Origin of the sequence: Streptomyces sp. NBC_01314 (genome assembly GCF_041435215.1) — a bacterium.
GTDB lineage: Bacteria > Actinomycetota > Actinomycetes > Streptomycetales > Streptomycetaceae > Streptomyces.
In genome coordinates this window covers 8,342,361-8,354,058 of record NZ_CP108394.1, presented here as the reverse complement: position 1 = coordinate 8,354,058, position 11,698 = coordinate 8,342,361, and the positions used below count along the sequence as shown (strand labels likewise).

9 protein-coding genes are annotated in these 11,698 nt (G+C 71.4%); 4 read left to right on the top strand and 5 right to left on the bottom strand.

Annotation, left to right across the window (positions count from 1 at the left end; all coding sequences use genetic code 11):
• Positions 1-48: 48 nt before the first annotated feature.
• The 3 genes from OG622_RS36680 to rsmH form a co-directional block, all read right to left on the bottom strand.
• Complete coding sequence (locus OG622_RS36680) at positions 49-1,830, bottom strand: peptidoglycan D,D-transpeptidase FtsI family protein (RefSeq protein WP_371584337.1); 1,782 nt, start codon at positions 1,828-1,830, stop codon at positions 49-51.
• Between the two features lie 191 nt (positions 1,831-2,021).
• Entirely contained in the window at positions 2,022-2,669 is a 648-nt protein-coding gene (locus OG622_RS36675) for a hypothetical protein (protein ID WP_371580924.1), read from the bottom strand.
• Positions 2,670-2,779: 110 nt separating this feature from the next.
• Positions 2,780-3,736, bottom strand: a complete 957-nt coding sequence (rsmH, locus tag OG622_RS36670; protein WP_371580923.1) for a 16S rRNA (cytosine(1402)-N(4))-methyltransferase RsmH — start codon at positions 3,734-3,736, stop codon at positions 2,780-2,782.
• A 326-nt stretch (positions 3,737-4,062) separates the two neighbouring features.
• Here rsmH and OG622_RS36665 point away from each other — a divergent pair, with 326 nt between their 5' ends.
• From OG622_RS36665 to OG622_RS36650, 4 genes are all read left to right on the top strand, one after another.
• A complete protein-coding gene (locus tag OG622_RS36665; protein ID WP_371580922.1) occupies positions 4,063-4,608 on the top strand; it encodes a beta-class carbonic anhydrase in 546 nt (181 codons plus the stop codon).
• 285 nt (positions 4,609-4,893) lie between these two features.
• Positions 4,894-5,934 carry an AAA family ATPase gene (locus OG622_RS36660; RefSeq protein ID WP_371580921.1) on the top strand — a complete coding sequence of 347 codons (1,041 nt, stop codon included), beginning with the start codon at positions 4,894-4,896 and terminating at the stop codon, positions 5,932-5,934.
• Entirely contained in the window at positions 5,931-7,289 is a 1,359-nt protein-coding gene (locus OG622_RS36655) for a DUF58 domain-containing protein (protein WP_371580920.1), read from the top strand. The genes OG622_RS36660 and OG622_RS36655 overlap by 4 nt, the downstream gene beginning before the upstream one ends.
• A complete protein-coding gene (locus OG622_RS36650; protein WP_371580919.1) occupies positions 7,286-9,817 on the top strand; it encodes a DUF3488 and DUF4129 domain-containing transglutaminase family protein in 2,532 nt (843 codons plus the stop codon). Before OG622_RS36655 ends, OG622_RS36650 begins: the two co-directional genes overlap by 4 nt.
• Before the next feature lie 326 nt (positions 9,818-10,143).
• Here the strand turns inward: OG622_RS36650 and OG622_RS36645 are convergent, their stop codons facing one another.
• On the bottom strand, positions 10,144-10,542 hold the full coding sequence (locus tag OG622_RS36645; protein WP_371580918.1) for a DUF3040 domain-containing protein: 399 nt from the start codon (positions 10,540-10,542) through the stop codon (positions 10,144-10,146).
• A gap of 287 nt (positions 10,543-10,829) precedes the next feature.
• Positions 10,830-11,657 (bottom strand): methyltransferase, encoded by an 828-nt coding sequence (locus OG622_RS36640; RefSeq protein WP_371580917.1) that lies wholly within the window; start codon positions 11,655-11,657, stop codon positions 10,830-10,832.
• Positions 11,658-11,698: the final 41 nt, after the last annotated feature.

Genomic DNA, 11,698 nt, shown 5'->3' with positions numbered 1-11,698 from the left:
CTGGTCGCGCTGATCGGCGGGTGGATCAGGATGTGGTCAGGAGGCGGTTCAGGGTGTGAAGGCGACGGGCAGGTTCGCGGGCTTCGCCCCGGTGGGCGGAACCTGGAGGGTCTTCAGGGCGAACTCCATGACCTCCTTGTAGATGGGGCCACAGATCTGGCCGCCGAAGTAGTTGCCCTTGGTGGCGTTCTGGATCGCGCAGTAGACGGTGATCCTCGGGTTGTCGGCGGGCGCGAACCCGGCGAACGACGAGGTGTAGCCGCGGTATCTGCCGGTGGCCGGATCCACACGGTTGGCCGTACCCGTCTTGCCCGCGACCCGGTAGCCGGGGATGCGCGCCCTGGTGCCCGTGCCCTCCTCGTCGTCCACGACGGACTCCAGCATCCGGGCGAGGCTCTTCGCCGTCTTCTCGCTCACGACCCGGCTCTTCTCGGGCTTCGGAGCGGGGGTGAAGCGGCCGTCCGGCCCCTTCGTGCCTCGTACGAGGGTCGGTTCGACGCGTACGCCGCCGTTGGCGATCGTCGAGTAGACGGAGGCCGCCTGCATGGCGTTCATCGACACACCCTGACCGAAGGGAATCGTGTACTGCTGCGAGGTCGACCAGTCGTCGGGCGCGGCGAGGATGCCCTTGGTCTCGCCGGGGAAGTCGAGGCCGCTGTAGCCGCCGATGCCGAACTTGCGCAGGTACGAGTGGAGGATCCTGTTGGACTCGCGTTGGTTCCTGCCCAGTTCGCCGGTGGCGAGGATGGTGCCGATGTTGCTGGACTTGGCGAGCACGCCGTTGAGCGTCAGGTACCAGGTCTGGTGGTCGATGTCGTCCTTGAAGAGCCGGTCGCCGCGGTGCAGCCGGTTGGGCACGGTGACGTGCGTACCCGGCGTCGCGACGTTCTCCTCCAGCACCGCGGCCATCGACATGACCTTGGCGGTGGAGCCGGGCTCGTAGGCGTCCTGGAGGGCCGCGTTGCCCAGCGCGTCCGGGTCGGCCTTCGTGAGGTCGTTCGGGTCGAAGCTGGGCGAGTTTGCCATGGCGAGGACCTCGCCGGTGCGGGTGTCCTGCACGATCACGTAGCCGCGGTCGGCCTTGGACTTCTTCACCTGCTCGGTGATGGCGTTCTGCGCGGCCCACTGGATGTCGCGGTCGATGGTCAGCTCGACGTCGGAGCCGGCCACGGCGGGCGTCTCGGTGGAACCCGCGGTGGGCACGAGACGGCCGCCGGACTGGGCGTAGCGGATCTTGCCGTCCTTGCCTGCCAAACGGTTGTTCAACTGCTGCTCGATGCCGCCGCCGCCCTTGCCCTCGGCGTTGACCCAGCCCAGTATCCCGGCGGCGAGGTCGCCGTTGGGATACACGCGCTTGCTGCTGGGCTCCTGGAAGACGCCGGCCAGGACGTTGACCGTGCCCTTCTCGTCCTCGGCCCGCTGGACGAGCGCGGACTTCAGGTCCCTGATCTGGTTCCAGACCTGGGGGGTCTGGCGGCGGGCGAGGAGCACATAGCGCGTGTTCTTGGTGCGCAGCCTCTCGGTGAGCGTCTCCTGGTCCGCGCCGAGGATCGGCGCGAGGAGCGCGGCCGCCTGCTCGGGTCCGTCGTCGATCCTCAGCTGCTCGCGCGTGAACATCGTCGGGTCGGCCGTGATGTCGTTGGCGTCGGTGCTGATCGCCAGGGCGACGCCGTTGCGGTCGGTGATCCCGCCCCGCTCGGCGGCCAGCACCCGGCCGACGTACCGGTTCCGGTCGGCTTTGGCCGCGTACTCGCTCGCGTCGACGGCCTGCACCTGCAGCAGCCGTACGACGAAGGCGATCATCACCAGGGTCAGCGCGAGGCTCACCATGCGCAGTCGCGGGCGCGGGCTGCCCAGGCGGATGGTGCGGGCGGCCGGCGGCCGGGGCGAGGCCGGGCGGCGCTGCGCGGCGGGGCGGGAACCGGGGCCCGGCCGGCGCTGCTGGCCGCCCGGACGCACGGGCCGGGCGGGTCCGGGTACGCGGCGGCGGGGGGGCTGCCTGCCTGAATCGGCCACTTCCGTCACCTGCCGGGGGTCGTCGGGAGCTGGGTGGACTGTACGAACGGGCTGGTGGGTGGGGGGGTGGGCGTGGGGGTGCCCGCGGGCTCCGGCGTCTGCGGCGTCTCCGGCGACGGCCGGGACGGCTGAGGCGGCTGGGACGGCGGAGGCGGCTGGGACGGCGTCACAGTGGCCGAGGGCCTGGACGGGGGCGTGGATGTAGGGGTGGGGGTGGGCGTGGGGCTCGCGGGCGGGCCGGGGTCGAGGACCTCGGGCGCGAGGACCAGCGGCATACGGGCCACGGACTGCTGGGCGGCGCTCGGTACGCCCTTGACCGTGCCGTCGGGGTTCAGGAAAGCCGGGTCGCCCCCTGGGACCATGCCCAGCTCGCGGGCGCGGCGCTGAAGCGCGTCGGGCGCGGAGTAGGCGTCCACGTCCCGTTGGAGCGCCTGTTCCTCGTCGGTGTAGCTCTTCACGTCGTCCTGGAGGTCGTCGAGCTTGAACGACCCTTCACTGAGCGCGGAGTTCAGCACGAGGAGGCCGATGAGGCCGCCGCCCAGCAACAGCACGACGAGAAGGACGAACGGGGTGCGTGCGGCTCCCTTGGCCCGCACCGGCAGGAGCCGCGCGAGACGGGCGGCCCGGCCCCTCAGTTCGGGTTTCCTGTTCACACGCCCTCCCTGTGAGTCCGGTTTCCGGACTCAACCACCGTCCCCGCGAGTTCGCTTTTCGGACTCACTCACCGTCACCTCTCACGCACCGTGTGCGGCCGCCTTACGCCTCATTCGAGGTTCTCCCGCACGCGTTCCGCTCCGCGCAGGCGCGCGGGGGCCGCGCGCCGGTTCTCGGCGACCTCTTCCTCGGTGGGAAGTTCGGCACCACGGGTGAGGAGCTTGAGCCTCGGCTGGTAGCGCTCGGGGACCACGGGCAGTCCGGGGGGCGCGGTGGTGGCGGCGCCCGCCGCGAACACCTGCTTGACGAGGCGGTCCTCCAGCGAGTGGTAGGACAGGACGGCGATCCGGCCGCCGACCGCGAGAGCCTTCACGGCGGCGGGGATCGCCCGCTCCAGGACGGTGAGTTCGCCGTTGACCTCGATGCGCAGCGCCTGGAAGGTGCGCTTGGCGGGGTTGCCTCCGGTGCGCTTGGCCGCCTGCGGCAGGGAGTCGCGGATCAGTTCGACGAGGCGGGCACTGTCGGTGAAGGGCTCCTTGTCGCGCTCGCGCACGACCGCGGAGACGATCCGCTTGGCCTGCTTCTCCTCGCCGTACGCCCGGAGGATCCGGACGAGTTCGCCCGGCGCGTAGGTGTTGAGGACCTCGGCCGCGCTGATGCCGGTCGTCTGGTCCATCCGCATGTCGAGGGGGGCGTCCTGGGAGTACGCGAAGCCCCGGTCCGCCTCGTCGAGCTGCATGGAGGAGACACCGAGGTCGAACAGGACGCCCTGGACGCGCGGGAGGCCCAGGCGGACGAGCACGTCGGGGAGTTCGTCGTAGACGGCGTGCACGAGGGTGGCGCGCTCACCGAAGGGGGCGAGCCGTTCACCGGAGAGGCGCAGGGCCTCCTTGTCCCGGTCGAGGGCGACGAGCCGCGCCTCGGGGAATTGGGTGAGGAGGGCCTCGCTGTGGCCGCCGAGGCCGAGTGTGCAGTCGACCACCACCGCGCCGGGCTCCGTGAGTGCCGGGGCCAGCATGTCCAGGCACCGCTGGAGCATGACGGGGACGTGGCGGCTGTTGCTCAAGGGGCCCTCTCAGGTCCGGCGCGAGCCGCACGTACGCGCCGCGCACGCGGGGAGACGCCGGGCTGTCACCGGTTCTCCTGGGAATTTCAGTCCAACAGGGGGCCTCGCCCCCGCTCCGCGTCACTCTAGTCCACGGCCTATCCCGGTCAATCAACCGGCCTGCGCGTCGCGACACCGGCCCCGCGCGAACCCGCGAATCCGGAGAAATCACCCGCACGACTGCGATCCGGCCACTCCTGTGGGTTACCTCACAACAAACGTCAATGACGTTCTTTGTCCTCTCTCACAAGGCGCTCCCAACGGGCGTGACCAGTACCGTCTTGGCTATGACGACCTCCGCAGCAGTTCCCACAGGCCCCGAAGGCGCCATATCCGACGGCACGGTCACCGATCGCCTCGTCGAGGCGAACCAGCAGTACGCGGCCGCGTTCGCCGACCCCGGAATGGATGCCCGCCCCGTCCTCCGCGTCGCGGTCGTGGCCTGCATGGACGCCCGCCTCGACCTGCACGACGCGCTCGGCCTGGAGCTGGGCGACTGCCACACCATCCGCAACGCGGGCGGCGTGGTGACCGACGACGTGATCCGCTCCCTCACCATCAGCCAGCGCAAGCTCGGCACCCGCAGCATCGTCCTCATCCACCACACCGGCTGCGGCCTGGAGTCCCTCACCGAGGACTTCCGCACCGAGCTGGAGGCGGAGGTCGGCCAGCGCCCGGCCTGGGCGGTGGAGTCCTTCCGGGACGTGGACCAGGACGTGAGGCAGTCCATGCAGCGGGTGCGCACGAACCCGTTCCTGCTGCACTCGGACGACGTGCGCGGCTTCGTCTTCGACGTCAGGACGGGCCTGCTGCGGGAGATCGACCCGGCCTGAGCCCCGTCGAACCGGGCCTTCGGGACCGTCCTCCTACCGCCCGAGGACGGTCCTCCACAGCCCCGGTTTCCTGTCAATCTGCTGGCATCTCGACTCCTAAAAGGCAGCAAAACGGATATATCGTGGACCGTTATCCACAGGCGAGTGACACGGATTGGTAACGGCAGCAAGAATGCGGATGTGACGTCACGCTGAGCAGTTCACGCGTGGTGTCCGTGTTTCGGGGTGGGCCGGTCCGCATCGCAGAGCGACGGCCCGGAGAAAGAACGGGCCGAGGAGGGCCGGGTGACGACCTATGACGATCGAGCGAGCCTCACTGATCTGACCAGCACTGTGGAGCGAGTCCGCAGTTCGGTCGAAGGAGTGATCGAGGGCAAGCCTGAGGTCGTACGGCTTTCGCTGACAGTGCTGCTCGCCGAGGGGCATCTTCTGATCGAAGATGTGCCCGGCGTCGGCAAGACCATGCTGGCCAAGGCGCTGGCGCGGTCCATCGACTGCTCGGTACGGCGTATCCAGTTCACGCCGGACCTGCTGCCCTCGGACATCACTGGTGTGTCCATCTGGGATCAGCAGCGTAAGGAGTTCGAGTTCAAGCCGGGCGCGATCTTCTCTCAGATCGTGATCGGCGACGAGATCAACCGAGCCTCGCCGAAGACGCAGTCCGCGCTCCTGGAGTCCCTGGAGGAGCGCCAGGTCACGATCGACGGCACGACGTACGAGCTGCCGAGCCCCTTCATGGTGGTGGCCACGCAGAACCCGGTGGAAATGGAGGGCACCTACCCACTGCCGGAGGCGCAGCGGGACCGCTTCATGGCCCGTGTCTCCGTCGGCTACCCCAGCCCGGAGGCCGAGCTGCGGATGCTCGACGTCCACGGCGGGGCCTCGCCGCTGGAGGACATGCAGCCGGTGGCGCACGCGCACGAGATCATGAAGCTGATCGAGACCGTCCGCAATGTGCACGTCGCGGAAACAGTCCGGCGGTACGCGGTGGATCTGGTCGGCGCCACCCGCAGTCACCCGGACCTGAGACTCGGCGCCTCTCCGCGTGCCACGCTGCATCTGCTGCGCGCCGCGAGGGCGACCGCCGCCCTGAGCGGCCGGGAGTACGCCCTGCCGGACGACATCCAGTCGCTCGCCGTGGCCATCCTCGCGCACCGGCTGCTGCCCACCGCCCAGGCCCAGCTCAACCGCCGTACGCCGGAGCAGGTGGTGCAGGAGATCCTCCAGCGCACGCCCGTACCGCAGGCGCCCCAGGTGCAGAGCGGCTTCGGCTCGGTCCACGCCACGCCCGCGTATCCGCAGCAGCCGCCGCGGAGGCTTGGATGACCACCGGCGGGCCGGCGCCCGCCCCGGAGCAGGACAAGGGCGGGCTGCGCACGGCCCTCACCGGCCTCACCACACGAGGGCGCTCCTTCCTGGCCGCCGGCATAGCGGCCGCGATATGCGCGTACGTCCTCGGGCAGAGCGATCTGCTGCGGGTGGGCCTGCTGCTGGCCGTGCTGCCGCTGGTCTGCACGACCGTGCTGTACCGCACCCGCTACCGGGTCGCGGGCAGCCGTCGGCTCTCCCCCGCGCGGGTGCCGGCCGGCAGCGAGGCCCGCGTCCATCTGCGGATGGACAACGTCTCGCGGCTGCCCACCGGGCTGCTGATGCTCCAGGACCGGGTGCCGTACGTGCTCGGTCCGCGCCCGAGGTTCGTGCTGGACCGGGTGGAGGCGGGCGGCCGCCGCGAGGTGTCCTACCGCGTCCGCTCCGATCTGCGCGGCCGCTATCCGCTGGGCCCGCTCCAACTGCGTCTGACCGACCCGTTCGGCATGTGCGAGCTGACCCGGTCCTTCGCGACGTACGACACGCTGACGGTCATCCCACGCGTGGACGCGCTGCCGCCGGTGCGGCTGAGCGGGGAGGCGAAGGGATACGGCGACGGTCGGCAGCGCTCGCTGGCGCTGGCCGGCGAGGACGACGTGATCCCGCGCGGGTACCGGCACGGCGACGACCTGCGCCGGGTGCACTGGCGCTCGACCGCGCGCTACGGCGAGTTGATGGTGCGCCGCGAGGAGCAGCCGCAGCGCGCCCGCTGCACGGTGCTGTTGGACACCCGGGCCGAGGCATATCTCGGCGCGGGCCCGGACTCGGCCTTCGAGTGGGCCGTCTCCGGCGCCGCCTCCATGCTGGTCCACATGCTTGAACGAGGCTTCTCCGTACGGCTGTTGACGGACACCGGCAGTTCGGTGCCCGGCGACGGTGCGGACGGGTTCGCGGGCGCCAGCCAGGAGTCCGCGGATGCGGCGGGGCTGATGATGGACACCCTCGCGGTGATCGACCACTCCGACGGCGCGGGCCTCTCCCCCGCGTACGACGTGCTGCGCGGCGGCAACGAAGGGCTGCTGGTCGCCTTTCTCGGCGACCTCGACGAGGAGCAGGCGACGGTGATCGGCAAGATGCGTCAGCGCAGCGGCGGGGCGGTCGCCTTCCTGCTGGACAGCGAGGCGTGGACGACCGAACCGGGTGAGGTGCCGGGTGCCGGGAGTGCGAGCGAGGAGTCGCTGCGTCTGCTGCACGAGACGGGCTGGACGGCTGTGACCGTGCCGCGCGGCGCCTCGCTGACGGACCTGTGGCGGCAGGCGGACCAACAGCGCACCGGTGTGCTGTCCGGGAGCGGCATGGAGGGACGGTCGTGAGCGGGCGGGCAAGGCTGGCGCTGTGCGCCTGGGCCGCCACGATCATGGCGGCGTGCGCACTGCTGCCGCTGGTCGACCCGGCGACCTGGATCTTCCAGGCGGCCCTCATGCTGGGTGTGCAGACCGGCGTGGGAGCGCTCACCAGGCGGGTCCCACTGGCCCGGCCGCTGACGGTGGCCGCTCAGGCGCTGGTCACGCTGATGATGCTGACGCTGGTCTTCGCCCGGGAGCAGGCGGTGGCCGGGATCGTCCCCGGCCCGGAGGCGTTCCAGCACTTCGCGACGCTGCTGCAGACGGGCGCCGACGACGTCGGGCGGTACGCGATCCCGGCGCCGCTGAGTGACGGCATCCAGCTGATGATCATCGGCGGGGTGATGGTGATAGGCCTCCTGGTCGACGCGCTCGCGGTGACGTTCCGCAGCGCGGCCCCGGCCGGTCTGCCGCTGCTCGCGCTGTACTCGGTCGCCGCGGGGCTCTCCGACGGCGCCGCGTGGCTGTGGTTCGTGCTGGCCTCCGCCGGCTATCTGCTGCTGCTCCTGACCGAGAGCCGCGACCGGCTCTCGCAGTGGGGCAGGGTCTTCGGCGGAGCGTCCCACGGACCGCGCACGGAGTCCGCGGGCGGCGCCGTGGCCCCGGTGCGCACCGGGCGGCGCATCGGCGCGGTGGCGCTGGGCATCGCCCTGGTGGTGCCCCTCGGACTGCCCTCCCTCGACGGGGGGCTTCTGGACGGCACGGGCGCCGGCATCGGCGCAGGCTCCGGTGGCGGCGGCACGATCGCCGCGGTGAACCCCGTGGTGGCGTTGAGCGGCAGCCTGAACGTGGACGAGGACCGCCAGGTGCTGTCCTACCGCACCAACACGGACAACCTGCAGGAGATGTACCTGCGGATCGTCTCCCTGGACAAGTTCGACGGCACCTCCTGGACGCCGACCGAGCGCTCCATCACGGGGGTGCCGGACGGGTTCGGCACCCCGGTCGGCCTCGCCCCCGACGTCAAGCGGACCTCGATCGAGACCCGGATCGTCGCGGCCAAGGACTACGAGCAGAACTGGCTGCCGATGCCGTACCCGGTCACCAGCGTGGACATCGACGGCGACTGGCGGTACGAGCCCGTGGGGCGCACTCTCGTCGGTGACCACGGCCAGGACACCAAGGGTGCCCAGTACAAGGTCGAGAGCCTGATCGTGCAGCCCACCTCGGAGCAGCTGGCGTCGGCGCCGGAGCCGCCGCCGTCCCTGCGGCGGGAGTACACCAAGGTGCCGGCCTCGCTGCCGTCGGTGGTGGCGCGGACCGCACTGGAGGTCACCAAGGGCGCGACGAACAACTACGAGCGGGCGGTGAAGCTGCAGGACTGGTTCGCGTTCAGCGGCGAGTTCACGTACGACACCGAGGTGCGGTCCGGCACGGGCGCGCGTGCGATAGCCCGGTTCCTCCAGGAGAAGGAGGGCTTCTGCGTCCACTTCTCGTTCGCGATGGCGTCGATGGCCCGCACGCTGGGTATACCGGCCCGGGTCGCCGTGGGCTTCACCCCAGGCGCCCCGCAGACGGACGGCACGATGTCGGTGGGGCTGCGGGACGCGCACGCCTGGCCGGAGCTGTACTTCGAGGGTGTGGGCTGGACCCGTTTCGAGCCGACCCCCAACCGGGGCTCGACTCCTCAGTACACGGTGCCGGAGGACTCCGGCACGGACGGCCTGCCCGAGGTGCCCCGGCCCTCGCAGTCGGCTTCCACGGCGCCGTCGGCCGAGCCGTCGGCGAACGCGAGCTGCACTCCGCAGGAGGTGAAGCTGGAGGCCTGCGCGAGCGAGTCCGCGGCGGCCGTGGCGGGTTCGGACGACGAGGACCGCTCGTTCTGGGGTCTGCTGTTCTTCTCGCCCTGGACCCTGCTGATCCTTCCGGGGGCGCTCCTGGTGCTGGCGATCCCGTTGCTGCCGATGCTGTGGCGGCTGCGGGTTCGGTCCGTACGGCTGGGCGCGCATGACGGTGCGGTGCCGAAGGGGGCCCCTGGGCCCGCTGCCGCGCGGGAGGTGGCCGAGGAGGCGGGCGGCCCGGAGGGCTTCCTGGCGCCACCGGACAGAGCCACCGGGTACGGCCGAACGGAGGCAGCCGCGGCTCATGCGCTGGCCGCCTGGCAGGAGGTCACCGACACGGCGTGGGACTACGGGATCGCGCCGGACGAGTCGCAGACGCCCCGCAAGGCCGCCGCGCGGATCGTGCGGCTCGGGGAACTCGAACCGTCGGCCGCGGACGCGGTGCACCGGGTGGCGGCGGCGGTGGAGCAGGTCCTCTTCGCTCCGCGTCCGCAGGTCCCGGCGGGCCTCGCCCGGGACGCGCACCAGGTCGGCAGCGGCCTCCGGGCGCACGCCGGCCGCCGGACGAAGCTCCGGGCACTGCTGCTGCCGCGTTCGACCATCCGGGTGGCCTGGGCTCTCTCCGCCCGCTGGGCGCGGACCACGGACGAGCTGCTGTCCCGCATCCCGACGCTACGGCTGCCCTGGCGACGCCCCTCGCCGAGCCAGAACAACTAGCGGCTCCGCGTCCGTCTGCCCCCGCCGGTTTCGCCCGGCGGGGGCAGACGCGCGTACACGCGTGTGTCGTGCGGACGGGCGTGTGCGGGGCCCGGCTCCCCGCACAGCCGGATAGCCGTGACTGCGATGTGCCGGGTAGCCGTCACCAAAGGAAGCGCGGCCGTGATCGGCGACCGCTCGACGAGCCGCGACCACTCGACGGGGGTCGACCGCTGGACGAGCCGCGTCCGTTCGATTTTCGGGCGCACGTGAAGGGTGACCGCCCCTGGGGTGGTCACCCTTCGTCCGTGTTCAGCTGTGGCTGTCGGATCGGCGCTCCGGCGGGCTCAGTGGCCGCCCTGCTCGTCACGACGGCGCTGCCAGCGCTGTTCGATTCGGTCCATCATGGAGCGGCGCTGTCGTGTCTGACGCGCACCGGTGGAGCCTGTGGCACCGGTGGGCTGTTCACCCGGCTTGGGGGCCTTGCGCCAACCGGTGACGGCGAGCACGGCGCAGCCCAGCATGACGAGGAACCCCACCACACTGACCCAGATCTGCTGTGCGACCATTCCGGCCATGAGGAGCGCGATACCCACTAGAAAGCCCGCGACCGCCTGGTAGACCCGCCGCCGGGTGTACGTACGCAGCCCGCTTCCCTCAAGCGCTGACGCGAACTTGGGATCTTCGGCGTACAGCGCTCGCTCCATCTGCTCGAGCATGCGCTGCTCGTGCTCTGAGAGCGGCACGGAGTCCTCCTCATCGTGCGGTCGCCGGGGCGACCCGGGGGGTCCTCTTCAGGATAGGCAGGGAATCGCCCCCTTGAAACCCGCCCCTCTACGCCAATTCGCCAACCGGAACCCGCCATGGCACCCCGACCCGCTGAGGTGTGAATTCCCCAGCGGACGGCCCGTCATGCCGGAACGGCCTCCCTCGATCATACGGCTCCGAGCGCGCGATCGGGGGGCCTGTGGCGTACTCCATCCGCCGCCGAGCCCCTGATCAGCGGGTCACCCTCATGCGCGCCGGGGACGAATCAGGACTCAGCGACCCCTCGCGTCTCGCCCAGCACGTGAAGTTGCGTGGCCACGGAGTGGAAGGCGGGCAGTTCGGCGACCGCCGCCTCCAGCTTGAGCAGGGCGTCCAGGGCGCCGGGCTCGGTGTCGACGAGGACGCCGGGGACCAGGTCGGCGAAGACCCGGACGCCGTGCACGGCGGCGACCTCCAGGCCCGCACCCTCGACGAGCGCGGTGAGCTGCTCGGCGGTGAAGCGGTGGGGAACCGGATCACCCTCGCCCCAGCGTCCGTTCGGGTCGTCGAGCGCCTGCCGGGCCTCCTTGAAGTGCCCGGCGAGGGCCCGCGCGAGCACCGCGCCGCCCAGGCCGGCGGCGAGCAGGCTGAGCACGCCCTCGGGGCGCAGCGCGGCGACCGCGTTGCCGATGCCTTCGGCGGGATCGTCCACGTACTCCAGGACGCCGTGGCAGAGCACGGCGTCGTACCCGCCGCGCTCGACGACGTCGAAGAGGCCGTGCGCGTCGCCCTGGACGCCCCGCACCCGTTCGGCGACGCCGGCTTCGGCGGTTCGGCGCTCCAGCGCGAACAACGCGTTCGGGCTGGGGTCGACGACGGTGACGCGGTGGCCGAGGCGGGCCACGGGCACCGCGAACTTGCCGCTGCCGCCCCCGGTGTCCAGCACGTCGAGCGACGCACGTCCCGTGGCCTTCACCCGGCGGTCGAGGGCGTCCTGGAGGACCTCCCAGACCACGGCGGTACGGAGGGAGGCGCGGGGTCGGGAGGGATCGGAGCGCAGCGACGTCGTCTGGGAGTGGTGGTGGGAGACGGGTGGGCGCATCGGGTCCGACACGGCAGTTGACTCCTCGGGCGGCACCGCCTGGCGTGCGGCGG